At 53.0% G+C, this 26,267-nt stretch carries 23 protein-coding genes and 2 tRNA genes; 10 read left to right on the top strand and 15 right to left on the bottom strand.

The features are described 5' to 3' along the window. Positions 1-10: 10 nt before the first annotated feature. Positions 11-592 (bottom strand): DNA endonuclease SmrA, encoded by a 582-nt coding sequence (gene smrA, locus KCG43_RS05840; protein ID WP_218383831.1) that lies wholly within the window; start codon positions 590-592, stop codon positions 11-13. Between the two features lie 118 nt (positions 593-710). Next, a complete protein-coding gene (locus KCG43_RS05835) occupies positions 711-851 on the bottom strand; it encodes a DUF3149 domain-containing protein (protein WP_027253831.1) in 141 nt (46 codons plus the stop codon). 447 nt (positions 852-1,298) lie between these two features. Between KCG43_RS05835 and KCG43_RS05830 the strand changes: the two genes are divergently transcribed. After that, positions 1,299-1,375: transfer RNA gene (locus tag KCG43_RS05830), tRNA-Pro, on the top strand. Between the two features lie 401 nt (positions 1,376-1,776). Next, positions 1,777-1,853 (top strand) — tRNA-Pro (locus tag KCG43_RS05825). A gap of 695 nt (positions 1,854-2,548) precedes the next feature. Here the strand turns inward: KCG43_RS05825 and KCG43_RS05820 are convergent. Beyond that, the gene (locus KCG43_RS05820) at positions 2,549-3,448 is read right to left on the bottom strand and encodes a TraB/GumN family protein (protein WP_218383823.1); all 900 of its coding nucleotides are present in this window, start codon (positions 3,446-3,448) and stop codon (positions 2,549-2,551) included. Between KCG43_RS05820 and KCG43_RS21385 the strand changes: the two genes are divergently transcribed. Next, on the top strand, positions 3,447-3,581 hold the full coding sequence (locus KCG43_RS21385) for a hypothetical protein (RefSeq protein WP_255557874.1): 135 nt from the start codon (positions 3,447-3,449) through the stop codon (positions 3,579-3,581). The two genes, KCG43_RS05820 and KCG43_RS21385, sit on opposite strands and share 2 nt — an antisense overlap. A 35-nt stretch (positions 3,582-3,616) precedes the next feature. Here the strand turns inward: KCG43_RS21385 and KCG43_RS05815 are convergent, their stop codons facing one another. Then, complete coding sequence (locus KCG43_RS05815; protein WP_218383896.1) at positions 3,617-6,334, bottom strand: copper-translocating P-type ATPase; 2,718 nt, start codon at positions 6,332-6,334, stop codon at positions 3,617-3,619. A 175-nt stretch (positions 6,335-6,509) separates the two neighbouring features. Between KCG43_RS05815 and cueR the strand changes: the two genes are divergently transcribed. Continuing rightward, the gene (cueR, locus tag KCG43_RS05810; RefSeq protein WP_237028844.1) at positions 6,510-6,914 is read left to right on the top strand and encodes a Cu(I)-responsive transcriptional regulator; all 405 of its coding nucleotides are present in this window, start codon (positions 6,510-6,512) and stop codon (positions 6,912-6,914) included. Positions 6,915-6,952: 38 nt separating this feature from the next. Here the strand turns inward: cueR and KCG43_RS05805 are convergent, their stop codons facing one another. The 3 genes from KCG43_RS05805 to tesA form a co-directional block, all read right to left on the bottom strand. Then, complete coding sequence (locus KCG43_RS05805; protein ID WP_192014616.1) at positions 6,953-7,807, bottom strand: co-chaperone YbbN; 855 nt, start codon at positions 7,805-7,807, stop codon at positions 6,953-6,955. 404 nt (positions 7,808-8,211) lie between these two features. Next, complete coding sequence (locus KCG43_RS05800) at positions 8,212-9,039, bottom strand: SDR family oxidoreductase (protein ID WP_218383821.1); 828 nt, start codon at positions 9,037-9,039, stop codon at positions 8,212-8,214. 44 nt (positions 9,040-9,083) lie between these two features. Then, positions 9,084-9,683: a multifunctional acyl-CoA thioesterase I/protease I/lysophospholipase L1 gene (gene tesA, locus KCG43_RS05795; RefSeq protein WP_218383819.1), complete on the bottom strand. Its 600-nt coding sequence runs from the start codon at positions 9,681-9,683 to the stop codon at positions 9,084-9,086. On the opposite strand from tesA, the gene KCG43_RS05790 reads away from it, so the two are divergent. Further along, complete coding sequence (locus KCG43_RS05790) at positions 9,682-10,356, top strand: ABC transporter ATP-binding protein (RefSeq protein WP_192014619.1); 675 nt, start codon at positions 9,682-9,684, stop codon at positions 10,354-10,356. The two genes, tesA and KCG43_RS05790, sit on opposite strands and share 2 nt — an antisense overlap. Further along, positions 10,353-12,830, top strand: coding sequence for an ABC transporter permease (locus KCG43_RS05785; RefSeq protein WP_192014620.1), 2,478 nt, complete (start codon positions 10,353-10,355; stop codon positions 12,828-12,830). The genes KCG43_RS05790 and KCG43_RS05785 overlap by 4 nt, the downstream gene beginning before the upstream one ends. Before the next feature lie 15 nt (positions 12,831-12,845). Here the strand turns inward: KCG43_RS05785 and KCG43_RS05780 are convergent, their stop codons facing one another. The 5 genes from KCG43_RS05780 to KCG43_RS05760 all read right to left on the bottom strand — a co-directional run bounded on the left by KCG43_RS05780 (position 12,846) and on the right by KCG43_RS05760 (position 18,568). After that, positions 12,846-13,769 carry a TIGR01777 family oxidoreductase gene (locus tag KCG43_RS05780; RefSeq protein ID WP_218383817.1) on the bottom strand — a complete coding sequence of 308 codons (924 nt, stop codon included), beginning with the start codon at positions 13,767-13,769 and terminating at the stop codon, positions 12,846-12,848. Positions 13,770-13,888: 119 nt separating this feature from the next. After that, positions 13,889-14,188 (bottom strand): SelT/SelW/SelH family protein, encoded by a 300-nt coding sequence (locus tag KCG43_RS05775; RefSeq protein ID WP_218383815.1) that lies wholly within the window; start codon positions 14,186-14,188, stop codon positions 13,889-13,891. An 8-nt stretch (positions 14,189-14,196) separates the two neighbouring features. Beyond that, on the bottom strand, positions 14,197-14,958 hold the full coding sequence (locus tag KCG43_RS05770) for a sulfite exporter TauE/SafE family protein (protein ID WP_218383814.1): 762 nt from the start codon (positions 14,956-14,958) through the stop codon (positions 14,197-14,199). 136 nt (positions 14,959-15,094) lie between these two features. Beyond that, positions 15,095-17,248, bottom strand: coding sequence for a phosphate acetyltransferase (pta, locus tag KCG43_RS05765; RefSeq protein ID WP_192014624.1), 2,154 nt, complete (start codon positions 17,246-17,248; stop codon positions 15,095-15,097). Positions 17,249-17,368: 120 nt separating this feature from the next. Beyond that, on the bottom strand, positions 17,369-18,568 hold the full coding sequence (locus KCG43_RS05760) for an acetate kinase (protein ID WP_192014625.1): 1,200 nt from the start codon (positions 18,566-18,568) through the stop codon (positions 17,369-17,371). 319 nt (positions 18,569-18,887) lie between these two features. Here KCG43_RS05760 and yfbV point away from each other — a divergent pair, with 319 nt between their 5' ends. Beyond that, positions 18,888-19,337: a terminus macrodomain insulation protein YfbV gene (gene yfbV / locus KCG43_RS05755; protein WP_192014626.1), complete on the top strand. Its 450-nt coding sequence runs from the start codon at positions 18,888-18,890 to the stop codon at positions 19,335-19,337. A gap of 156 nt (positions 19,338-19,493) precedes the next feature. On the opposite strand, the gene dxs is transcribed toward yfbV, so the two are convergent. From dxs to xseB, 3 genes are read right to left on the bottom strand one after another with little or no spacing between them, the layout of a single operon-like run. Continuing rightward, positions 19,494-21,359 (bottom strand): 1-deoxy-D-xylulose-5-phosphate synthase, encoded by a 1,866-nt coding sequence (gene dxs, locus KCG43_RS05750; protein WP_218383813.1) that lies wholly within the window; start codon positions 21,357-21,359, stop codon positions 19,494-19,496. 23 nt (positions 21,360-21,382) lie between these two features. Beyond that, positions 21,383-22,279, bottom strand: a complete 897-nt coding sequence (gene ispA, locus KCG43_RS05745) for a (2E,6E)-farnesyl diphosphate synthase (RefSeq protein ID WP_218383812.1) — start codon at positions 22,277-22,279, stop codon at positions 21,383-21,385. Beyond that, positions 22,272-22,514: an exodeoxyribonuclease VII small subunit gene (gene xseB / locus KCG43_RS05740; protein WP_192014629.1), complete on the bottom strand. Its 243-nt coding sequence runs from the start codon at positions 22,512-22,514 to the stop codon at positions 22,272-22,274. Before xseB ends, ispA begins: the two co-directional genes overlap by 8 nt. Positions 22,515-22,888: 374 nt before the next feature. On the opposite strand from xseB, the gene pomA reads away from it, so the two are divergent. The 3 genes from pomA to thiI all read left to right on the top strand — a co-directional run bounded on the left by pomA (position 22,889) and on the right by thiI (position 26,255). Further along, positions 22,889-23,650 carry a flagellar motor protein PomA gene (gene pomA / locus KCG43_RS05735; RefSeq protein WP_192014630.1) on the top strand — a complete coding sequence of 254 codons (762 nt, stop codon included), beginning with the start codon at positions 22,889-22,891 and terminating at the stop codon, positions 23,648-23,650. Between the two features lie 11 nt (positions 23,651-23,661). Continuing rightward, entirely contained in the window at positions 23,662-24,603 is a 942-nt protein-coding gene (locus KCG43_RS05730) for a flagellar motor protein MotB (RefSeq protein WP_192014631.1), read from the top strand. A gap of 203 nt (positions 24,604-24,806) precedes the next feature. Beyond that, positions 24,807-26,255 (top strand): tRNA uracil 4-sulfurtransferase ThiI, encoded by a 1,449-nt coding sequence (gene thiI / locus KCG43_RS05725; protein WP_192014632.1) that lies wholly within the window; start codon positions 24,807-24,809, stop codon positions 26,253-26,255. Positions 26,256-26,267 lie beyond the last annotated feature (12 nt).

Genomic DNA, 26,267 nt, shown 5'->3' with positions numbered 1-26,267 from the left:
AATATTAATGTCAGCTTTGACGCTTCTGATGCCGCTCCCGGTTTTCCAGTTTACGTTCAGGGCTTTTCTTTAGCATGACATACAAGGCTCCGTTTCCGCCATGTTGCCGTAACGCTGAATGATAGCCCATCACATCGCTGATTTGAGTCAGCCAGGTCGCGGCATAGCTCTTCATTAAAGCCGGAGGCGTTGAACGTTCACCTTTACCGTGAACGATCAGCACGGTACGAATATCCATTCGCTGACATTGCTTGAGAAAGTGCAACACGTCATCTCTGGCTTCCCTGAGCGTTTTGCGGTGCAGATCAAGCCTGGCCTGAATATCGTACTTGCCCAGTCTTAACTTGCGGATGACGCCATCCTGAACCCCGTCACGTTTGTAATCCAGCATGTCATCCGGCTTGACCATAGTGACATAATCTAGCGATAAATATTCCGGGTCACTGTCAGTCAGGCTCTGCGCTGCGGCTTGTCGGGCGAGCTGGGCGTCAGTAATCTGATGCTTCTTTTCCGGGGGCACTTTATCCTGCTCCAGCGGGGCCACATCGGCCATCATTTCTCGGAACAGGTCCAGTTCATCTTGATCGGACATGGTGTGTTTTTCTACTGCGGACGGTAGGGAAGATTATACGTGGCTAGGCAAGAAAAAAAAGAATCCCGAGCCTGTCAGAGTTCTCAGGATTCAAAGAAGATTGGAGATAACGGAACGGCTAATCTTGTGGCTTTGCATTCATAGCTTTATAGACAAAATAACCACCATAGAAGAGCATTAGCCCCAATGCACCGAAAATCACTATCATTGATGATAGGCCAACCGGATTACCAAAGAGTAAATCTAGCCAAAAATCCATGTGATGTCCTCTGCCTGGGAAACTGAATTCAAGCTTAATGGACCTTGGCGAACGAGCTGATGATCTGGATCAATTCATACTCGAATCATCACTATTGGTGTGTTTTTTGCGGATCTCAGCAAAATTCTGTGTTAACTGGTGCATTCCTAAGCAAGTAGCAGCAAGGAAAGGAAATTTTCTGTCCATCCTCTTGCGTTCAGTAAATTAGCCAGTATTATAGGCCACCTCGAATCGCATCAGCGTTTCGTTTTTGTCGGTGAATAGCGCAGTTTGGTAGCGCATCTCCGGCTTTTGAGAATAGCGGACCAGAGGGACCCTCTGGAGCAAGTCTCAAAGCGAAAACAGAATTATCGGTGAATAGCGCAGTTTGGTAGCGCATCTCCGGCTTTTGAGAATAGCGGAGCAGAGAGACCCTCTGGATCAAGTCTCAAAGCGAAACAGAATTATCGGTGAATAGCGCAGTTTGGTAGCGCATCTGGTTTGGGACCAGAGGGTCGGGGGTTCGAATCCCTCTTCACCGACCACTATTTCCAAAGTCTGATTCGTCAGGCTTATTGGTTGGTAAGACGGCGGGTCGGGTGCGGAAGCCCGCCGCACGGAAGCCCGTCGCGATGAATCCCTCTTCACCGACCACTATTTTAAGACGCGGTTTGAGTAACTCAGATAACAAGAGTTATACTTTCAAAAGAAGCAAATCTCGTTTTTAAGACTGTAGTCAGTCTGAACAAATTTCGGTGAATAGCGCAGTTTGGTAGCGTATCTCCGGCTTTTGAGAATAGCAGACCAGAGGGACCCTTTGGAGCAAGTCTCAAAGCGAAAACAGAATTATCGGTGAATAGCGCAGTTTGGTAGCGCATCTCCGGCTTTTGAGAATAGCGGACCAGAGGGACCCTTTGGAGCAAGTCTCAAAGCGAAACAGAATTATCGGTGAATAGCGCAGTTTGGTAGCGCATCTGGTTTGGGACCAGAGGGTCGGGGGTTCGAATCCCTCTTCACCGACCACATTACGGAAGTCCGCTCAATGAGCGGGCTTTTTTGTGTCTATTGACTTTTAATTGTCAAGAGAGCGGCAGTTTTAGTCCCGTCGGGTCGGGTGCGGAAGCCCGCCGCGTTGAATCCCTCTTCATCGACCACATTACGGAAGCCCGCTCGATGAGCGGGCTTTTTTGTGTCTATTGACTTTTAATTGTCAAGAGAGCGGCAGTTTTAGTCCTGTCGGGTCGGGCACGGAAGCCCGCCGCGTTCAATCCCTCTTCACCGACCACATTACGGAAGTCCGCTCAATGAGCGGGCTTTTTTGTGTCTATTGACTTTTAATTGTCAAGAGAGCGGCAGTTTTAGTCCCGTCGGGTCGGGCACGGAAGCCCGCCGCGTTGAATCCCTCTTCACCGACCACATTACGGAAGCCCGCTCGATGAGCGGGCTTTTTTGTGTCTATTGACTTTTAATTGTCAAGAGAGCGACAGTTTTAGTCCTGTCGGGTCGGGCACGGAAGCCCGCCGCGTTGAATCCCTCTTCACCGACCACATTACGGAAGCCCGCTCAGTGAGCGGGCTTTTTTATATGTGCATGATTTGGCTTTTGTGCCCAGTAACCCCACCTAGCCTCCCCCTTGAAAAGGGGGAGGGATCGTACAGAGCTTGCTGAAACCACGGATAATCCCTCCCCTTGGCGAGGAAAGAATTAGACTCGGCGACTCATGGCCGATGGCCAGAGGTTTTTTTTGCGATACCGGATTGGCAGGAGGCAGGCTGTGCGCTGTTAATTTGCTGCACTGTGAATCCCTGCTTTTGCAGCAATGCCGGTAGCCCCTCCTCGCCCATCATGTGGTAAGCGCCGACTACCACCAGGAAAGTCCCTTTTTGGTACTGAGGGGAGATGGTGAGCTGTTTAGCCCAGTTGTAATTACGCTGTATCAGCAAGTGCTGTTCGGTCTCTTCAGACAGGGCAACTTGCTGGCTGAGCTCTGTCAGTACGGCATTATTGCCCTGCTGCCAGGCGGTGAGCAGGCAGGTCATTTCTTCTTCCAGCAGAGGCCATTCGTTGAGCGTCGTTTGCAGCAGGTTTAATCCGTGATCAGGCAGTGAAGACAGCAGGCGGAACTGCGCTTCTATCCCTTCCAGCTCGAAAATGGGCAGATTCTCTTTTAGTGCCCGGTTAAACACCACCTGATCAATCCCTTTGTCCGGAGTGAGGCCAAGCGCTAGTGACTGGGCCATTTGCAGATGCATGGCGGTGAGCCAGGGAGGGCTTTCAAGCAGGCTGAAAGGAGACAGTTTGAGCTGAGCGGCAAGCTCTCTGAGTGTCCGGATATCAGATGGCGGCAGCAGTTTACGGGTAAAGTGAGCCTCGTCGATGGCTGGCATACTGAATTGTTTTTGGATATTGGCTTCTAAAATCAGACCATCCGCTTGAGGCCAGTAACGGTTAAAGGCATCAGGCAGCGGGTAGAGTGCATCGCTGCCGACATGGATAGATCCCATCAGCACAAACTGTCGCTGGTTGTCTTTGGCCAGCCAGACCTGAGGTTCTGCAGAGGCACCTGAACTGAAGATTGTCAGCAGGATACCGGCTTTGGTGAGCAAGGATTTGAACATGCTGTTTCCATTGGCGGTAGGATGCATACAGCCTATGGAATCTGGTGTGGGCTGGCAAGAAAAAGCGGCTGTAGAAAGCAGCCGCTCAAAAGTCATTATTTTTTTGGATGCAGCCAGAACCACCAGACAATAAAGCCAATGGTCAGTGCAGCAAGTAAAGCCATCATCTCAGGCCTCCTTCTTCAATTGAGCGTTGTCCTGACTACCAGGGCGGAAAAGTCTCAGTCTGTTGGCATTGCTGACCACAGTGATGGACGACAGAGCCATCGCCGCTCCGGCAATCACAGGGCTGAGCAGACTGCCGGTGAAAGGGAACAGGATACCGGCGGCCAGCGGAATCCCCAATGTGTTATACACAAAGGCGCCGAACAGGTTTTGCTTCATGTTACGTAACGTCGCTGATGAGAGCTCCAGTGCATCGGCGACACCGTGCAGAGAATGGCGCACCAGGGTTAATTGCGCGCTTTCAATGGCGACATCGCTGCCGCTCCCCATGGCAATACCAATTTCTGCCTTAGCCAGTGCAGGGGCGTCATTAATACCGTCGCCGACCATGGCCACGTGTTTCCCTGACTGCTGTAATTGCGCCACCTGCTCGGATTTTCCGTCGGGCAGGACCCCGGCAATGACGCGGTCAATTCCCGCCTGGCGGGCGATCGCTTTGGCTGTTCGTTCGGTGTCACCGGTCAGCATGATCACCTCGATCCCTTTCGCCTGAAGTCTCTCTACCGCGGCTTTAGAGTCTGATCGCAGCGGATCACTGATGCCTAACAGTGCGGCCAGTGCTCCGTCTACGGCAATGAAAATAGCCGTTGCACCTGCATCGGCCAGCGAGTGGGCATCGTTTTGATGGGCAGAAATGTCGATATTTTCTTTTTCCATCAGCGCACGGTTGCCCAGCAGAACACGCTGTCCGTTAACCTCGCCGCTGACGCCATAGCCAGCCTGAGCGTTAAAATCTCGGGCTGATTGCAAAGACAGTCCTTTTTCCTGTGCCGCCGAGACGATAGCTTTTGCCAGCGGGTGCTCTGCACCCCGTTCGAGGCTGGCCGCCAGAGTCAGCACAGCGTGTTCAGTGTGATCACCATAATAATGGCTGTGTGTGAGCACAGGCTTGCCTTCGGTCAGCGTACCGGTTTTGTCCAGCACCACTGTATCTATGTTGGCGGCCAGTTGCATCGCATCGGCATGACGGATAAGGATGCCGTATTCTGCAGCGCGGCCAAGACCGACTGTCACCGACATGGGGGTCGCCAGTCCAAGTGCACAGGGGCAGGCAATGATGAGTACCGTTGTTGCGGTGATCAGCATGTAAATCGAGACGGGATCCGGGCCAAAGTAATACCAGAGAGTGGCGGTAACAATGGCAATGATCATCACGGCCGGAACAAAAATGGCAGAAATGGTATCCGCCATTTTCGCCAGCTCAGGCTTGCTGCTCTGCGCCTGACGAACCAGACCTATGATCCGGGCCAGCAGGGTTTGATTACCGACCTGCACCGCTTTAAACAGCAGGCTGCCGCTTTGGTTAATGGTACCGGCATGGAGTTTGTCTCCCGGCTTCTTGTGGGCCGGGACGGGTTCACCGGTCAGCATGGATTCGTCAAGATAGCTCTCACCTTGCTCAATCACGCCATCGACAGGCACTTTGGCACCCGGACGTAAACGCAGCACCATACCCGACTGAACTTCAGCCAGAGGGACTTCACGCTCGCCTTGCTGATCCACCAGAATGGCGGTCTGCGGCTGCAGATCGATCAGTTTTTCCAGTGCCCGTGAAGTGCGACCGCGCGCTTTGGCTTCAAGTGCATGGCCCAGTGTGATCAGCCCCAGAATCATGGCTGACGCTTCAAAATAGACATGCCTGGCTTGTGCCGGGAACCAGTCTGGCTTGAGCACCACAAACATGGAATAAAACCAGGCAGCACCTGTCCCCAGAGCGACCAGGGTATCCATACTGGCTCTGTGATGTAAAAAAGCTTTCCAGGCATCGCGGAAAAAGTGGCCGCCACAGTAAATGAGCAACGCCAGCGTCAGCACACCTATGATGCCCCAAGCCCACTGGCTGGTGGCCGACTCTATCATCATACTGCCACCGAATACGCCCCAGGCCATGAGGGGCACACCCAGCACTAATGCCAGCCCGGCATTGAGCAGATGCTGTTTGTAAGTTGCTGTATTCTGGGCTTGCTGGCGCTCACGTCTTGTCGCTTCATCTTCACTGAGCTCTGCACCATACCCGGCATCAGACACAGCTTGGATCACAGATTCAGGACTGATATCCCCTTGAACCAGCGCTGTCCGTTCGGCCAGGTTGACACTGACAGCCGTAACCGCTGCCACGCCCTGAATGGCTTTTTCAACTGAGGACACACAACTGGCGCAGGTCATGCCTGAAAGTAAAAAGTAGTGGCTGTTATCGGATGATGGCGCGGTTTCAGCATCGGCTGATGGTGACGGCTCGGGTTGCTCCGTTTTCGCTTGTTCAGGTGCAGTTGCGTCGTGCAAGACAGCTTCTGCCGCATTCTTTTCAACCGCACCAGCTTCAGCCGGTACCTGATAGCCTGCAGATTCAATCAGGGCTATCAGCGCGGATTCGGTCAGTGAGCCCTGCACCTTTGCCCGGGTTTTGCTGACTTCAAACTGCGTGATTTCCGGCTCGTTTGTGAATATGGCCTCCAGCTTGCTGACACACTTGCCACACGACAGACCCGACAGCGGCAAGTCATGGTGGTAACCCCCTTGGTAGCCAAGGCTTTCGATAGTGGCAATCACTTCATTCAGATCGACCTGCCCTGTGATATGGGCTTGCTGGGTATTAATGTCCAGAGATTCGATACCATCAAGCTTGCTCAGTGCCTGTTTAATTTTTCCGACGCAGTTCATACAGCGAACCTTGCCAAGTGGCAGCCTGATATCCATGTTGGCAGCGGAATGGCTGGCTGGGGTGGCGGCGTGATTTGAATTATCCATGGGCTTCCTCTACACCACAGTTATGAGATATGCTAACCCTAAAGCTTCCAGTTAATGGAAGGTCAAGCGGTATTTTAACGAGGTAATGATGAATATCAGCGAAGTGGCAAAACAGACGGGCCTGACTAACAAAACCATACGATTTTATGAAAGCAAGGGCATGATTAGTGAGCCGCAGCGGGGTGAGAATGGCTATCGCCGTTACAGCCAAAAGCAGGTGAACGAACTGTTGATGATAAAACGATCGCGGCTGGTCGGATTCAGTCTGGATGAAAGTCGTGAGCTGCTGGCCTTGTCGCGGGATCCGGACAGAAAAAGTGCTGACGTAAAAGAAAAAGCTGAGCACAAACTGGCTGAGATTGATCATCAGATCCAGGAATTACTGGCAATGAAACAAAGCCTTCAGAGCCTGATCAGTCAGTGTCCGGGTAACAACCAGCCGGGTTGTCCGATCATAGATGCCCTGACCATAGGGGAGGCTGCGGCAAGATAACCGCAGGCAAAGTGGGATTGCCTGCGGCGTGGATGAGATCAGTACAGCAGAGAATAAAGCTGGCGACGATACTGACTGGCAAGGGCATTGCCCTGACCGAGTGAGGCCAGGATATCCATCATGGTTTTCTTGGCATTACCGTCGGCGAAGTTCAGATCTTTACGCAGCAGATTCAGCAGGATATCCAGAGATTCCTGATGACGATTGACCTGGCTGTACTGCACCGCAAGCTCATAAGCGAGCTGTCCGTTGCCCGGATCGGTGGCCAGTTTCTCTTCTAACTGGCGGATCTCCGGAGAATCGCTGGCTTGGCGGTGGAGCTCCAGCTTTGCAACCAGCCCTTTGTAATAACCGTCCTGATCCTGCATCGGAATCTGCCCAAGCAGGGTTTCCGCTTCGTCAAACTGTGCCGTTTCCAGCAGGCATTCGGCGGTGGCAAGCAACACCTGGCTGTTACCCGGCAGGCTGCCTGCCAGTTCGCGCAGAATGGGCAGTGCTTCGTTGAAGGCTTGCTGGCTGACTAATTGAATGGCCTGTTCCAGCTGCATTTCTTCCTGGCTGGGTAAATGCTTACTCAGCATCTGACGCAGGCTGTCTTCGGTTTGCGGACCTGCCGCGCCGTCAACCGGCTGACCATTGCTGAAAATGGCGACGGTCGGAAGACTGCGCACACCAAACTGGGCTGCCACCATCTGCTGTTCTTCACAATTGAGCGTTGCCACCACAAACTGGCCAGCATACTGGGCCGCCAGACGCTCAAGCAGGGTGTTGACTTCTGCTGTTTCTGGCATGGATGGAGCCCAGAAGCTGATCACGACCAGCTGTTGCATTGACTGCTCTATCACCTGATGCAGATTGGTTTCATTCAGTTCAATTGCTAATTTGTCATTCATACCGGGCGTTTCCGTGATCGTTTAAGAGTGATGTTCAAGATGTTGGGCTGATTGGCTGGAAAATCAAGAGAAAAGACAGAAAAACGCGGCTGGTAACGGGTCTAAGAGAAAAAAACGGAGAGCAGGGCTCTCCGTTACAGATGGAAGGTCAGAAGCAGAGCAATAGCGACACAAAGACAGAGCGCATTTATCTGGCGTAATGTCATGCCGATCTCTCCGAAAAATGTAGCACGTTTATTTAGGGGGATCGCTGGTTTACCCCTTCAGCAGGTAAGGACCAACTTACCCTGAAGCCTAGAGTGCTCAGATGACACAATCATGACAGCTGGCTAAAAAAAGCGCATTTTTCCGCTGAGGTTTTGACTCTCGGATCAAGATCAAAGTTTGCCCATTATGAGTGCCAGTTAATCGCTTTTTCCCAGCAGATGATCGAGCCAGCGAACGGGCAACACTCTGCGCAGAAAGCCAAAGATATAGGTCGGCTGGGTGACATAGTACCGGGCTGATGGCCGATCACTGTTGATAATGTGCATCAGCGGTTTGAGTACGGCCTCCGGGGTCAGTGTGAACTTATTGGACGGGGAGGGCTTGCCCAGTCTGTTCAGTGTGTTCTGATAACTCTCTTTGTGCCGTGATGCCGTCATATCAATATGGGATTCAAACTGACGCTTGGCATTGGCCCGGAACTGACTTTCAATTGGCCCTGGCTCTATCAGGCTGACTTTAATCGGGGTGTTAGCCAGCTCCAGCCGCAGTGTATCTGTGTATCCTTCCAGCGCAAATTTACTGGCGTTATAGGCGCCGCGGTACTTCATGGCAACAAGACCGAGTACAGAGCTGTTTTGCACGATTTTACCGCCTCCCTGAGCCAGCATGACAGGAATCACAGCTTTAGTGAGCGAGTGCCAGCCAAACAGGTTGGTTTCGAACTGCTCGCGAAGGGCATCGGTGGGGAGATCTTCAAGGGCGCCTGGCTGGCCGTAGGCGCCGTTGTTAAACAGTACATCGAGTTTACCTTCAGTGATACTCAGTGCTTCTGACAGTCCTTGTTCAATAGACTGGTTGTCGGCGAGATCGAGCCTCACGCAGTGAAGGCCTTCGTCACGCAGGCGTGCGACATCGTCATCGTGCCGGCAGCTGGCCACCACCAGATAGCCAGCCTGATGAAGCGATCTGGCACAGTGGTAACCGATACCGCTGCTGCAGCCGGTAATAAGAATGGCAGTGCTCATTGATAGTCCTTAAATCCGGGCATCATCGCGCCCGTAAAATCTTGTTACAAAAAAGGTGTGATAGTGTTTGTCATGAATTCAGCGATCCAGGGCTGAGCATCGGCTTTGGGGTGCAGGCCATCATCCATCATCCAGCCGTCACGCAGAATGACTTGCTCCAAAAAGAAGGGAAGCAGAGGCAAAGCGTAGTCTGTGCTGAGTCTGGGATAGATAGCTTCAAACTGGCTGGTATAGCGCTTGCCGTAGTTGGGCGGGATGCGGATTTGCATCAACATCGGCTCACCGCCGCTATCCTTAATAAGGTCAATAATGGCTTTGAGGTTATTCTCTATGGTCGCCGGTGGAAATCCGCGCAGACCATCATTCGCACCCAGTTCAATTATGACGTAATCTGGAGCATGCTGTTTCAATAGCTTAGGCAGACGGGCAAGACCATTTCCTGTGGTGTCGCCCGATATACTGGCATTAATGACGTCAATTTTCAGCCCGTTGCCGTTAAGCATGGGTTCCATCAGGCGGGGCCAGCTTTGTTCGGCACGCATCTGATATCCTGCACTCAGGCTGTCGCCAAGCACCATTAAGGTGGCGGCAACACTGCTGAGTGGGGTCATAACAAGTAATAACAGTGCAAGGATCCGCATCATGTCTACATCCGTGATAAAAGCGCAATCAGTAACTAAACAGGTGACAACGGCCACCACGACTCTCACCATTCTGCAGGATGTTTCGCTTGAGGTCGAGCAGGGTGAAAGCATTGCTTTGGTTGGGGTTTCCGGGGCGGGTAAATCGACACTGATGACCTTGCTGGCCGGACTGGACGTACCCAGCAGCGGCGAAATTGAGTTGCTGGGGCAAGTTTTGTCCCACATGGACGATGAGTCCCGTGCCGCGTTGCGCAGCCAGGCCGTTGGGTTTGTGTTCCAGAGTTTTTTGCTGATTCCGTCGCTGACGGCGCTGGAGAATGTGACATTACCGGCCATTATCAAAGGGGAAACCGGTGATAGCGAGCGGGCAGCAGAGTTGTTGCGCCAGGTCGGACTGCAGGGGCGCGAAGAGCATCTTCCTTCCCAGTTATCGGGCGGTGAGCAGCAGCGTGTGGCACTTGCCAGAGCATTCATGACCGCCCCACAGGTGCTGTTTGCCGATGAACCGACGGGCAATCTGGATCAGCAAACCGCTGCGACCATCATAGATTTACTGTTTGCGCTCAACCGGGATCACGGCACTACCCTGGTGTTGGTAACGCACGACCCGCAACTGGCAGAACGTTGTGATCGGGTAGTGCGTATTCATGGCGGACGGGTGGAGGCGGCATGACAGAGATGAGTGAAAGCCAGAGTCCTGTCAGGCCAAAGGGCCATTCCCTGTTGCTGAAATGGAGCTGGCGTGAACTGTGGCAAGGGCAGTTGTGGCCCGTTGCGGTGGCACTGACTTTGATCATTGCCTGTGTATTTGCACTGGCCTCGCTGGTGGTGCGGGTTGAGAAGATCATGATTAACCAGGGGCGCAGCATGATAGCCGCTGATCTGGTATTAAGATCGGCCAATCCTGTGCCTGATAACCTTGTCAGGGAAGCGGAGCGTCTGGGGCTGACGGTCACAGAGCAAACGCGGTTTGGCACCATGGCGTTCAGCGATAATGCCATGCAGCTGGTTAGCGTGAAATCTGTCTCCAGTGATTTTCCATTGCGGGGAGAGCTGGTGCTGCAGGGCACCCGCCGGACCCAGCAACAGGTCAACCCGGGTGAGTTATGGCTGTCTGAGCGGTTATTCTCTCTGCTTAATGTCAGCAATGGTGATCAGGTGGCTATTGGCAACGCTGAGCTGACAGTAGCCGGCACCATAGTGCAGGAACCGGAACTGTCGTTTAACCCTTTCAGTCAGATGCCGGCCGTGTTGATGCATGAAGCCGATCTGGCCGCCACTGAGGCTATCCAGCCCGGCAGCCGGGTACGTTACCGGGCTTATTTTAATGGTACTGAGACCCAGTTAAAGCAACTCAGGGAGCAATCACAGCTGACACCGGATCAGCGCTGGATCAGTGAAACCACCCAAGGCCGGACCGGCGAGATGATCGAGCGGGTGCAGCAGTACCTTTCGCTGACCCTGATACTGGTGATCATGATGGCCACGGCCACTCTGGTGCTGACCTGTATGCACTACACCTCCAGCCGGACGGAAACCGTGGCCATGATGAAAAGCCTCGGTGCCGGTAAAGCCTTCTTGTGGCGGTGGCTGGCGAGGCAGCTGGGGCTGTTGTTTGCCATTGCCGCCTCGGCGGGCCTGGCGCTGGGGCTTTTTCTGGAGTGGCTGTTACGTCTGCCGCTTACTGATGTGTTACCGCAGCCGCTGCCCGAGATGGGAGCCATGCCCTGGCTGGTCAGCCTGCTGGTGGCGATCCTGGTATCGGTACCGGGCATCGGGATCGCACTGTGGCGCTTGCTGGATGCACCGGCTCTGGCTGTGATGCAGCGCCAGACGGCGGACACCAGTTCTAAGAAACGTTACCTGCTGATTTTGCTGCCTGTTGTTGCACTATTACTCTGGGTCGGTAATAACCCTATGATGTGGCTGACCCTGGCAGGTTTGTTTGTGTTGCTGGTGCTGCTGGCGGGCATGGGATTATTGCTGGTGGCCGGGTTGCGTCGTCGTCAGTGGGGACCGGCGATGACACTGGCTCTGAGTCGTATCGGTCGCAGTCCGCTGGCAAGCGGTGCCCAGTTGGCCGCCCTGACCAGCTCGCTGATGCTGCTGGCGGTTATCTGGCTGCTGCGTACCGATTTGTTGGCGGACTGGCAGCAGACATTGCCGCCGGATGCCCCCAATGTGTTTGCGCTTAATATCAGCCCGGTTCAGCATCCGGCCTATCTCAATGTGCTGGATGAGAGCGGCTTAATGCGTTCCGACAGTTATCCTATAGTGCGCGGCCGGCTGGTAACCATAAACGGCCAGAATCCAAGGGCTGAAGGCGCTGAAAACGGCAGTGAGAGTGATGAGCGTCAGGAAGGGGATGAATCCTTGCGCCGCGAACTGAATTTTACCTGGCGAGATTCCATGCCAGTACACAACACCTTAGTGGCTGGCGAATGGAGCAATGCCCCCGGCGGTGTGTCGGTAGAAACCGGTGTGGCAGAACGGCTGGGGATAAAACTGGGTGATACCCTGGGCTTTAACGTGAACAGTCAGGTGTTCAGTGCAACAGTTACCAGTCTGCGGGAGGTGGAATGGCGCAACATGCGGCCTAATTTCTACTTCATCTTCACACCGGATGTCATGGCTGATTTGCCTGCCACCTGGCTGGTCAGTTTCAGAGTGGCGGCAGAGCAGAGTGAGCTGGTGAACAAGCTCGGCCGAGACTATCCGACAGTCACCTTGCTGGACTTGAGAACCATGGCAACCCGTATTCAGGCCATACTACAGCAAGTGTCCTTGTCATTATCTGTGCTGGCTTTTCTGGGGGTGTGCAGCGGCTTGTTACTGGTGCTGACTTTGTTACGCCTGAGCCTGTCACAGCGGCAGCAGGAAATTAAGCTCTACCGCACCTTAGGCGCCAGCCGAAGCCGGATCCGTGCCACCATCTGGAGCGAATATGGCCTGATGGCGGTACTGGCGGGGGTGATCGCCGTACTCGGGGCTGAAGCACTGGTGGCTTCTTTGATCAAATGGGGATTTGAGCTGCCTGTCAGCTGGCATCCGGGGTTGTGGCTGGTATTACCGCTACTCTCAATCGTGCTGATCCTGCTGATCATCAGTACCATGATGAAGCAACTGCTGCGTCCTTTGGGCCGATAGCGCGGTTGTGCCGGGTTACTCTACACGGGTAACCCGGCTTTCCTGATCGCTCAGGGCACTTTTCAGCGCACCTTCCAGCTCCGGGTAGCAGAAATGGAAACCATGGGCTTCCAGCTTAGCCGGCAGAGCACGCTGGCTGTCGAGCAGCATCTGGGCCGATTCTCCCATACCGAGGCGCAACAACCATTCCGGTGTGCTCATCACATGCGGACGATGCAGCACTCTGGCCAGTGTCTGGCTGAACTCTTTATTGGTCACAGGTTTGGGGGCCGTGAGGTTATAGGGGCCCTGAGCATTAGTTTGCTTGATCAGAAACAGTATGCCTTTCACCATGTCCTGCAGATGAATCCACGGGAAATACTGCTGTCCATTGCCAATCGGGCCACCCAGGCCCATTTTGTACAGCGGGACCAGTTTTGCCAGCGCCCCGCCGCCTTTGCCCAGTACAATGCCGGTGCGAAGCACACACACGCGGGTTTTGTCTGACTGCGCCGCCAGTGCCCGCTCCTCCCAGGTACGGCAAACCGTATGGGCAAAATCGTCGCGCTTAACATCGAGTGACTCGTCAAAGCCGTTGTGCTGTTGATCGCCGTAGTAGCCTACAGCAGAGCCGCTGATGAAGGTATGCGGCGGGCTCTCACCGGCCTGCAATCTGACCACCAGATCTCGGGTGAGCTGCCAGCGGCTGCGGCAAATCTCTTCTTTCTGTTTCTCTGTCCAGCGCTTATCAGCAATCGGTTCACCGGCCAGATTGATCACCACATCAAATTCATCCAGATTAACCAGTGAATCCAGGCTGGTGATGACTTTAATATGATGGCCCAGACGTTGATAAGCGCGGTTGGGGTTACGGCTGAGAACAGTTACCTGATCATGATTCAGATGAGGAAGTAGCGCTTTGCCAATAAACCCGGTTCCGCCGGTGATCAGAATATGCATGTCTCGTCCGCCTGTCTGACTGATAATTTATCCTTGTTTTGTCTAAATTATAATCAATCGGCGAGCTGTTCTCTGTTTTTCCAGCGCTTTCGGTTTTGACGTCAGTCAAAAAACGAGGATCAGCGATCAACATGACCCAGATCGCGAGCGGGATCCAGAATATCCCTGACCCTTTGTTTGAGCTGTTTGGCATCAGGAAAACCGCCATCGGTTTTGCGTTCCCAGATGCGAACGTTATTGCAGAAGACTTCAAACCGGCCACCTGTGTCCGGGTGCAGGCTGACGGCGTCCAGATCTTCGCTGAACGTATGCAACAGCTCCTGACACATCCAGTTGGCCCGAAGCATCCAGTTGCACTGGCGGCAGTAGTAAATATCAATCACGGCTTTGCTGGCCGTTTGCGGTGTATTGTCAGACATAAGAATTCTCACATTCCGAATAACAGTTTGGCCCCGATCAGAAACGTCAGGGTTTCGAAACAGCGCTTGATCAGCTTATTGCTCTGCCTGATAGCCAGATGCGCCCCGAGGTAGCCTCCCAGCAATGAACCGGCAATCAGAATCGGCAGCCAGGGCCAGAATATTTCCGCGCCTGCCGCGTACATGGCGACCGCGCCTGTGCCGTTCCAGAATAAACCGACACTGATCATGGTTAACGCGACGGCCTGTTTATAGTCATACCCAAACCAGCGTATCAGAAATAAGGTCACAAACAGACCGCTGCCTGCGGTCAGCGAGCCATTGATCACTCCAATCCCAGCCAGACCCAAGCTGCCGGCGATCAGCCCTTTGGTATCCCGTCGGCGTGCATTTTCGCTCTGGCCCAGGCTGGGTTGATACAGGGAGTATACGCCAAGGCCGATGATGAGGATGCCAAGGGCGGACTCGGCTATTCGGCCCGGTACAAAGAGAATGGCATTGGCGCCCAGGATGACGCCTAAGGTACCGGATGCAATGACATAGCCTGTCATTGACCAGTTCAGCTTACCGGATCGGATATGTTTGACGGCTGCACCCAGCCCCAGCGCGACGCTGGCAATTTTATGGGTAGCCAGCGCCACGGAAAAGGGCAGGCCCAGAAAAATCAGCAGGGGAAACTGGATCAACCCGGCACCGCCGCCGGACAAAGAGGCCAAAGTGTTGGCAAACAGGGAGCCAATGAAAAGTCCGAGAGAATTCAACCAATCCATGTATCTTGCTGCAATCCTTAATTATTCAGACTTCACAGCATACGGATTATGAATAGTCTGGCAATGAGAATAGGGTGCTGCAAAAAAAATACCCCGGCGATGCCAGGGTATTTTCTTCGTTCGATTAAGTGGAGACTTAAGCGTTTTGCTCTTCAGCCTGCTTGGCCTGAATCGCGGTCAGAGCGATGGTATAGACGATGTCGTCTACCAGCGCGCCACGAGACAGGTCGTTCACCGGCTTGCGCATGCCCTGAAGCATTGGACCGATAGACACCAGCTCGGCAGAACGCTGTACCGCTTTGTAGGTGGTGTTACCTGTGTTCAGATCCGGGAACACGAAGACAGTTGCTTTACCGGCAACCGGTGAGTCCGGCGCTTTAGATTTTGCCACGTTTTCCATGATGGCTGCGTCGTACTGCAGCGGACCGTCGATGATCAGATCAGGACGTTTTTCCTGCGCAATACGTGTTGCTTCACGGACTTTATCAACGTCTGCACCCTGGCCCGAGTTACCGGTAGAGTAAGAGATCATTGCTACGCGCGGTTCAATACCGAAGGCTTTGGCAGAGTCCGCCGACTGAATGGCGATTTCAGCCAGTTGCTCAGCGTTCGGATCCGGGTTGATGGCACAGTCACCATATACCAGAACCTGATCAGGCAGCAGCATGAAGAAGACAGAAGACACCAGTGACGCACTTGGCGCGGTTTTGATCAGCTGCAGCGGCGGGCGAATGGTGTTGGCTGTGGTATGTACCGCACCCGAGACCAGACCGTCCACTTCGTTTTGTTCCAGCATCATGGTACCCAGTACAACTGTATCTTCCAGCTGTTCACGGGCAACCACTTCGGTCATGCCTTTGTTCTTACGCAGCTCAACCAGACGAGCCACATACTGCTCGCGCACAGAGGCCGGATCGATAATGTCAACACCGGCACCCAGTACCACACCTTGCTGTTCGGCAACGCGTTTGATTTCCGCCGGGTTACCCAGCAGCACACATTCAGCAATACCGCGTTCTGCACAGATAGCAGCCGCTTTTACTGTACGTGGCTCATCACCTTCAGGCAGCACGATGCGTTTTGCCGCGCGGCGGGCATATTCTGTCAGTTGGTAACGGAAAGCCGGCGGGCTCAGGCGGCGTTCACGGGCAGAACCTTCGCTCAGGGATTCGATCCACTGGCCATCAATGTGGCTGGCCATGTACTCGTTGACCATCTCGACCCGCTCTTTATCGTCAGCCGGTACTTCCAGGCTGAAGCTCTGCAGGTTCAGAGAGGTCTGCCAGGTGTTCCCTTTGGCAATCATCACAGGCAGGCCGGTTTCGAAAGCACGCTTGCACAGTTTTTCAACGGTAGCAGGCAGTTCATAGCCACCGGTCAGCAGCAACGCGCCGATTTCCACACCGTTCATCGCCGCCAGACAGGCAGCCACAACCACATCAGGACGGTCTGCTGAGGTTACCAGCAGTGAACCCGGACGGAAGTGCTCAACCATGTTAGGGATAGAGCGGGCACAGAAAGTGATGCTCTTAATGCGACGGCTGTCGATTTCACCCGGGTTGATAATGTCAGCATTGAGGTGCTTCGCAATATCGGTTGCACGGGTAGCGATCAGCTCGGCATTGAAGGGTGCACAGCCCAGCACGCGAATCGGGCTGGAGTTGAACACTTGCATCACTTCAACGTGAGTGGGCATCACAGAGTCAGAACCGTCGAAAATCTCAGACAGATCCGGACGGGTGCGGCCTTCAGCATCCACAGGGGCATTGAGTTTGTTCACAATCACACCTGAGATGTGTTTGTTCTTAATACCGCCAAAGTTAGAGCAGGCAATTTCAATGCGCTCTTTCAGCTGGGCTGGGTTATCTGTACCCGGCGAGACCACGAACACGATTTCCGCATCCAGTGTCTTGGCAATTTCGTAGTTGATCTGGTTCGCAAACGGGTGCTTGCGGGTGGGTACCAGACCTTCAATCAGGGCCACTTCAGCGCCTTCAGTGGCTTCTTTAAATCGTGCAACGATATCTTCCAGCAGCACGTCGCTCTGGTCGCTGCGGATCAGCTCATCGGCTTCAGCCATGGACACCGGCTGAGCAATTTGCATGTCGCTGTTGGCACGGATAATCGACGTTGTCAGATCCGGCTGATCGCCGCCGTGACGAGGCTGGGCGATAGGTTTGAAAAAGGAAACACGGACGCCTTTGCGCTCCATAGCGCGAAGCACACCCAGGCTGACGCTGGTCAGGCCGACTCCGGCACCGACCGGAATGAGCATTATGGTACGTGACACAGTCAATTCCTCAAACTGTTAGCAAACGGTAGAAAGGGAGGTCAGGCTGTCGGACAGCAACTCCCGATTATTATCATTCTTGATAGAAAAAGGCCGACTAAGTCGGCCAATTGGTGTTGCTTAGATGTTGGTCAGGCGTGCTGTATCTTCAGCAATCACCAGCTCTTCATTGGTCGAGATAACCATGGCCGGTACGCGGCTGTTGTCTGTCGTGATCACACCTTCGCCACCGAAACGGGCTTTCAGGTTCTTTTCACTGTCGACTTCGATACCGAAGAACTTCAGGCGGTTCAGCACCATTTCACGGATTGGGGCAGAGTTCTCGCCAATGCCGCCGGTGAAAGTGATCGCATCCAGCTGACCGTCCAGCGTCGCTGTGTAGCTGGCCACGTATTTCGCCAGGCGGTGGCAGAATACGTCCATCGCACGGGTCGCTTCTTCTTTCTGACCGTAGTTGTCTTCAACGAAACGGCAGTCAGAAGTGACTTCTGTCAGGCCAGCCAGACCGGATTCTTTGGTCAGCATGGTGTTGATTTCGTCAACAGAGTAGCCCAGAGAGTCGTGCAGGTGGAAGATGATAGCCGGGTCGATGTCGCCACAACGCGTGCCCATCACCAGGCCTTCCAGCGGAGTCAGACCCATAGAGGTATCAACAGACTTACCATTCTTGATTGCGCAAACAGACGCGCCGTTACCCAGATGGCAGTTAATGATGTTCAGTTCGCTTTCTGCTTTACCCATGCGGTTAGCCGTTTCACGGGTGATGAACAGGTGCGAAGTGCCGTGCATACCATAACGACGAATGCTGTGGTCTTTGTACAGCTTATATGGCAGCGCGTACAGGTACGCTTCTTCTGGCATAGTCTGGTGGAATGCGGTATCGAATACTGCAACGTTCTGCAGAGCCGGGAAGGCTTTCTGAGCGGCTTTGATACCAATGATATGTGCTGGATTATGCAGCGGTGCCAACGTAGCGCACTCTTCAATGCCTTTCAGCACGGCTTCATCAATCAGAGCTGATTGTGTGAACTTCTCGCCACCGTGAACCACACGGTGACCAATCGCTTTCAGGTTTTCAGCCAGCTCAGGCTTGGAAGCCAGAATAGTTTCTACCATGAAAGCCAGTGCTTCTTCGTGTGCTGCACCATTACCCAGTTGAGCTTCGTGTTTGGCACCATCAAGTTTCCACTTGATACGGGCTTCTGGTAGGTGCAGACATTCTGCAAGACCTGTCAGGTGCTCATCACCTGATACTGCGTCGACGACAGCAAACTTCAGAGAAGAACTACCGCAGTTAAGAACTAAAACCAGCTTAGACATGTGAGTGACTACCTATATAATCTGTCTGAAAGTTGATATTCAATTGAATAAGCGTTAACCATAGAATAGTCGACCCAGTGTATGGCGAGACTAAACCAGGTATTTTTGCTTCTGTCCGTAGAAGTGAAATGCAAACCTGAGGAGTTAACTTATCCTTAATTTATTGCGATAACAGGGTTATCGGCCAACAATTACCTAAGGCGTGCATAGGATAGCCCTTGTTGGTCGATATAACAAAAAAATTTTTAAAAATTAATTCATGGTAGATTGATTGTTGTTTGTTTTGAAAATTTACAGTATTTGTTGAGGCTGGTGCGATATGAATCAGACAAAAATCTGGAAACAGGTCCAACACGGCCAGCATTACATGTCGGTATGGCCAATGCGCAAAGAGCTGGCTGTATTGTTTCCTGAACAACGCTATATCAGGGCCACCCGATTTGCGGTGCGTGTGATGCCCGCTGTGGCCGTGATGAGCGTTCTGAGCCAGATGGCTTTTCATAATTCCTCTGGTTTGCCACTGGCGATGGCAGTGGCCTTGTTTGCGCTCAGTATGCCGTTGCAGGGCCTGTTGTGGCTGGGGAAACGCAGCCGGACAGCCTTGCCGCCCTCACTGGCGAGCTGGTGCCGTGAAATACACGGCAAAATTTTAAGTGAAGGCTATTCCATGCAGCCGCTGAAAGAGCGGCCTCGCTATCTGGAGCTGGCACAGGTGCTGGACAGAGCCTTTAAGCAGTTGGATAAGGCCTCTCTCGAACGCTGGTTCTGATTGCCGTTTTGCGGGGTGATGTGCTGCGGATTTTCCCTGTGTTCAGTCTGCAAAGGCGATTAGGAAAGGCGAAAAACGGTTAAAGTGAACATGTGGCAAACAAAAAAAACGGACAGGGATATTCCTGTCCGTTTTTTGTTTGCTATCACCGGCGATTCAGCTGGCCAGATAGCGGCGGATTTGGGCCTCTATGCCCGGACCATCGATTTCCAGTTCAGCATGCAGTTCAGCTTGAGTGCCCTGATGGACAAATTTGTCCGGCAGGCCGATTTGCAGCACAGGCTTAATGCGTTTGTCTTTCATCAAAAACTCGATCACACCGGAACCGGCGCCGCCGGCGATGGCATTTTCTTCCACCGTGACCAGCAGATCATGGCTGTCGGCCAGCTCGCGAATCAAGGCTTCATCCAGTGGTTTGACAAAGCGCATGTCAGCAACAGTGGCATCCAGGGCTTCTGCCGCTTCCAGCGCATAGCTCAGTGTGGTGCCGAAGTTCAGGATCGCCACTTTTTCACCCTGGCGGCGGAGTATCCCTTTGCCCAGTTCCAGCGCCGTCATGGTGGCATCTGGTGTTACACCGGTTCCGCTGCCTCGCGGGTAGCGCACTGCGCTGGGCCCCTGATGCTGATGACCGGTATAGAGCATCTGGCGGCACTCGTTTTCGTCACTCGGTGTCATGATCACCATGTTAGGAATGCAGCGCAGGAAGCTCAGATCAAAGGCGCCCTGGTGGGTCTGGCCGTCAGCCCCGACCAGTCCGCCACGATCTATCGCGAACATCACAGGTAAATCCATAATGGCGACATCGTGGATCAGCTGATCATAACCGCGCTGCAGGAAAGTCGAGTAGATAGCGACAACCGGGTGATAACCGCCAATAGCCATACCGGTCGCCAGTGTTACCGCATGCTGCTCAGCGATGGCGACATCAAAATACTGATCCGGGTATTCTTTGGAGAACCGGACCAGGCCGGAACCTTCACGCATTGCCGGTGTGATGGCCATCAGCTTGCTGTCTTTCTCTGCCATATCACATAGCCAGTCGCCGAAGATTTTCGAGAAAGTCGGTTTGCTGTCTTTGGCTTTCGGCAGCGGGTTCTGGCTCAGATCAAACTTTGGTACGGCGTGATAATTGATCGGATCGGCTTCCGCCGGCGCATAGCCTTTGCCTTTTTTCGTCATGATATGAAGAAATTGCGGGCCTTTGAGGTTGCGCATATTTTTAATCGTACGCACCAGCTCCTGCACATCATGGCCGTCGATAGGGCCGATGTAATTAAAGCCCAGTTCTTCAAACATAGTGCCTGGCACGACCATGCCTTTGAGGTGCTCCTCGGCCCGGCGGACCAGTTCTTTAATCGGTGGTGCGCCTGAGAGAACCTTCTTGCCGCCTTCGCGAATGCTGGCATAGAAATTACCGGACAGCAGACGTGCCAGATGATTATTGAGCGCACCTACGTTCTCGGAGATCGACATTTCATTGTCGTTGAGGATCACCAGCATGTCGCTGTGTACATCACCGGCATGGTTCATGGCTTCGAAAGCCATGCCCGCGGTAATGGCCCCGTCACCGATCACGCTGACAACTTTGCGGCCCGCGCCTTCACGCTCGGCGGCAATCGCCATGCCCAGGCCGGCACTGATTGAGGTAGAGGAGTGGCCGACAGATAGCACGTCATATTCACTTTCTTCCCGCCAGGGGAAGGGGTGCAAACCGTTTTTCTGGCGAATGGTATTTAAACGATCGCGACGCCCGGTCAGGATTTTATGCGGGTAGGCCTGATGACCGACATCCCAAATCAAATGATCGAAAGGTGTGTTGTACACATAATGCAGGGCAACCGTCAGTTCTACGGCGCCCAGACCCGAAGCAAAATGCCCGCTGGACTGACTCACAGAGTTGAGCAGATACGTCCGCAGCTCATCGCAGAGCGCAGGTAAACTGTCCACCGGCAGTAAACGGAGTTCGTCCGGTGTATTGGCTAAGGCCAGATGTGGGTATTTAGAAATATCCAATGTCATAACAAGTCGGCGCTTATACTGTTTTAGTTGTTGCGCTCGATAACGTATCGGGCGAAAACTTCTAATGAATCTGTATTGTAGGGTATAGCTTCCAGGGCGTGTAGGGCTTCCTGGTATAGCTGGCGAGCTTTATCCTGTGCGCCTGCTAATCCTAGCAGGGCAGGGTAGGTGCTTTTTTCCAGAGCGGCATCTGATCCCTGGGGTTTCCCCAGTGTCTGAGTATCGCTGATCACATCCAGAATGTCGTCCTGAACCTGAAAGGCCAAGCCAATCGCCTCTGCGTACCTGTCCAGCTGTGGCAGGATGGCGACCCCTTTTTCACCGGCCGCCAGAGCGCCAAGGCGCACCGCACAACGGATCAGTACCCCGGTTTTGTGTCTGTGTATCGTTTCCAGCTGCGCCAGACCGACACGCTTGTGCTCTGCAGCTAAATCCAGCATCTGTCCGGCACACATACCGGATGCGCCGGCAGCCTGAGCCAATTCGCGAACCATGGCGATGCGCTGGCTGTTGCCCTCAGCACTCAGCCGGCCAGAAGCCAGTATTTCAAAAGCGAGTGTCTGCAAGGCATCACCGGCCAGAATGGCAGAGGCTTCATCAAAGGCAATGTGACAGGTCGGTTTGCCCCGACGCAGTTCGTCGTCATCCATAGCAGGAAGATCGTCATGGATCAGCGAATAGGCATGAATACACTCTACTGCCGCCGCCGGGGTATCCAGATCATTGATATCCGCTCCCAGCATGCTGCCTGTGACATAAGTCAGGAAAGGCCGGGCACGCTTTCCGCCCAGCAAGGTGCCGTGCCTCATCGCCTGAACCAGAGGCTGATCGGTAAAGGGCAACTGATTCAGCCAGTGTTCCAGCTGATCATTATTACGGGCCGCGTACTCGGCCAGTTGTTGAGAAAGGCTGTTAGTCATCGCTCGGTTCAAAGTCCGTTAGTGGCGCATTGTCGTCAGCTTGCAGCAAAATCTCAACCCGTTGCTCTGCCTGGGTCAGTTTTTGCTGGCTGTTGCGGGCCAGGGAAATGCCACGCTCAAATTTTTTCAGCGCGTCTTCTAAAGGGATATCACCGGATTCCAGCTCGTTGACTATCACATCGAGTTCATTCATGGCCTCTTCGAAGGCCATCTTTTCTGGTTTTTTAGTCGCCATATCCGGTCCATTGATGGGTTGTGAGCGCGTTTGGAGGTGCGCCCGAAAATGAGGGGAAAATAGCGCACAGGCTATGCCGGGTCAAATTATGGCACAGGGAAGTGTGCGCATTACAGTGTTATTTTTATGGTTTTTATACCCTGTGCTGCTTTCTATCGCCCATTGCAAGAGGAATGCAATCACAGATGACAGGCGGAAGTTCGGTTTTTCCCAGCAGAGCACAAAACCAAGGGTTAATCAGTGCTAAACCAAAATCCAAAGGTGCCGATACAGGGTGAGTAAGTTAGAATAGCGCCAGTTTGAGCTGGCCAGAGTAACCCGGACATCCTTGATGTTACTTGGGTTGATAAGAAAAAATTACAGAGGAGTGATCCGTGGATTTGGCAACCCTCATAGGCTTAGTTGGTGCCTTTGCTTTTGTCATTATGGCGATGCTGCTGGGTGGCAGCCTTGATATATTTTTTAATGTGCCCTCTATTTTGATTGTATTGGGCGGGACATTATTTGTTGTATTAATGAAGTACAGCCTGTCGCAGTTTTTTGGCGCCGCCAAAATTGCGGCCAAAGCCTTCATGTTTAAAACAGACGACCCGGAAGATTTGATCGCCAAGATTGTTGAAATGGCGGATGCGGCACGTAAAGGCGGCTTTCTGGCGCTGGAAGAAATGGAAGTCAATAACAGCTTCCTGCGTAAAGGGATTGATTTACTTGTCGACGGTCACGACGCCGACGTAGTGCGTTCGACATTGCAAAAAGACATCGGGCTGACCAACGAGCGTCATGAACGGGGTGTCGGTATTTTCAGCTCATTAGGTGAAGTTTCACCTGCGATGGGGATGATAGGTACCCTGGTGGGACTGGTCGCCATGCTGACCAACATGGACGATCCGAAATCTATCGGCCCGGCCATGGCCGTGGCGCTGTTAACCACCTTATACGGTTCGATCCTGGCCAACATGGTCGCTATCCCTATTGCTGATAAACTGTCATTACGTAAAAACGAAGAGCGCCTTAACCGCCGCCTGATTCTTGATGGGGTACTGGCCATACAGGATGGTCAGAATCCGCGTGTGATTGACGGTTTTCTGAAAAATTACCTCCATGAAAAACAACGCCGTACTGACGTTGATGAATAAGGAGGCTGGTGATGGATGAGACCGAATGCAATTGTAAGAAAGGGACACCGGCCTGGATGGCAACGTTCGCCGATCTGGCGACCCTGCTGATGTGTTTCTTCGTGCTGCTGTTGTCATTTTCTGAGCTGGACGTCCTGAAGTTCAAGCAAATTGCAGGTTCTCTGAAATTTGCCTTTGGTGTGCAGAACATGGTGGAGGTGAAAGACATTCCAAAAGGCACCAGTGTTATTGCACAGGAATTTCGTCCGGGGCGGCCTGAGCCCACCCCGATTGAAGTCATCATGCAGCAAACCATTGACATGACGCAGCGGACGCTGGACTTTCATGAAGGTGAATCGGATAAGGCCGGCGGTACGAAACGCGAAGCCGGTAAGCTGACTGGTGGGCGCTCCGAGCATACCGCCACCCAGATGAACCAGAATACTCAGTCGGAAATGACCCAAGCTCAGCAGCAACTGGCTGATGTCTTGCAAACGGCCCTTGAGCGAGAAATACAGGAAAATCTGATTGAGGTTGAAAACCTGGGTCAGCAGGTGGTGATCCGTATTCGTGAAAAAGGGGCATTTCCGGAAGGGTCGGCTTTTCTGCAACCCAAATTTCGTCCGCTGGTGCGCCAGGTGGCTGATCTGGTCAAAGACGTGCCTGGCGTGATTACCGTTTCTGGTCATACTGATAATCAACGTCTGGATTCAGAGTTGTATCGCTCCAACTGGGACTTGTCGGCACAGCGAGCTGTGTCCGTTGCTCAGGAAATGGAAAAAGTGCAAGGCTTTGATCATAACCGGATGCGTGTGCTGGGACTGGCAGATACCTCGCCGCTGGACAGCAATGACACCCTGGATGGACGTAAACGTAACCGCCGGGTAGAAATTGCCATCATGCAGGGTAAACCGCATTTTACCAATGAACTGACCAGCGACCCGGCAGGGGAATCTGCCGTCCCGTCAAATTAAGCCTACAATCTGAATAAGGACATGATGCGCGTTCGCCTGACAGGGCGAACACGCATCAGGCGGCGAGGGCAAGAGCCATGATGGACCGCGTGTCTGTGAATCTCTGCAATCGCCGTTTTTCTGATAATCCTTTGTATTTCAGCGACCGCTTGCTTGCTGTATAATCCGCGCCTTTAGTTAGGCCCTGTGAAGCGAAGCATGTTATGAAATTTATTGTAAAGCCCCATCCAGAGATTTTTGTAAAGAGTGAATCAGTGCGGAAGCGCTTTACCAAAATCCTGGAGTGCAATATCCGCATTATCCTTCAGCGCCTGTCTGATCAAGTGGCTGTGTACAACCGACGCAGCTACATTGATGTCACAGTGAAGGACGACAGCCTCCGTGATCAGGTTCTGACCGTACTGACCCAGACGCCTGGGATTCACCATGTGCTGGAAGTCAAACAAACCGGTTTTACCGATATGCACGATATCTTCGAGCAGACTCTGGCCCATGTCGGCAACGAGCTTGACGGCAAAACCTTTTGTGTGCGCGCCAAGCGGGTTGGTAAACACGATTTCACCTCCATTGAGCTGGAACGTTACGTCGGCGGTGGTCTGAATCAGGCCTTTGAAAGTGCGAAAGTGCAACTGAAAAATCCGCAGGTGACGGTCAATATTGAAGTGGACGGCGAGAAACTCAACCAGGTGCTTGCCCGCCATAAAGGGCTGGGTGGCTTCCCGCTGGGTACTCAGGAAGATGTATTGAGCCTGATCTCAGGTGGTTTCGATTCCGGTGTGTCCAGCTATCTGCACATCAAGCGCGGCAGTAAAGTGCATTACTGTTTCTTCAATCTTGGCGGTCCGGCACACGAAATTGGTGTGAAGCAGGTTGCTCACTATCTGTGGAAGAAATTCGGCTCTTCGGCCAAAGTGAAGTTCATTGCCATTGATTTTGAACCTGTTGTGGCAGAAATCCTGGAAAATGTTGATGACGGCCAGATGGGCGTGGTGCTCAAGCGTATGTTCATGCGCGCGGCAGGCCAGGTTGCTGAACGTTTTGGTATTCAGGCACTGGTGACCGGCGAAGCACTGGGTCAGGTTTCAAGCCAGACGCTGACCAATCTGCGTCATATCGACAACGTGACAGATTCGCTGATCCTTCGTCCGCTGATCAACTGGGACAAAGAAGATATTATCAATATTGCCCGTGATATTGGTACGGAAGACTTTGCCAAGACCATGCCTGAATTTTGTGGTGTGATTTCGAAAAGCCCGACCGTGAAGGCGGTGAAAGAGAAACTGGAAACCGAAGAAGCCAAGTTTGATTTTGCGGTGCTGGATCGTGTGGTGAGTGAAGCCCGTATCCTTGATATCCGCGACATCGAAAAAGAAAGTCAGGAGCAGGCGCCTGAGATTGAGTTGGTGGATCAGATTGACGGCAACAGCACAGTGCTGGATATCCGCAGCCCGGATGAAGAAGATGAAAGCCCGCTGCATATCGAAGGGGTTGAAATCAAGCATTTGCCGTTTTACAAACTGGCGACCCAGTTTGGCGATTTACCTCAGGATAAAACCTACCTGCTGTATTGCGCTCGCGGTGTGATGAGCCGCTTACAGGCTCTGTACTTGAAAGAAAATGGTTTCGATAATGTGAAGGTTTATCGCCCGTAATCTTCCATTGCT

It is taken from the genome of Photobacterium sp. WH24 (assembly GCF_019204055.1).
GTDB lineage: Bacteria > Pseudomonadota > Gammaproteobacteria > Enterobacterales > Vibrionaceae > Photobacterium > Photobacterium arenosum.
Note: the sequence above shows the minus strand (reverse complement) of the source record. Positions and strands in the feature narration are given on the sequence as shown.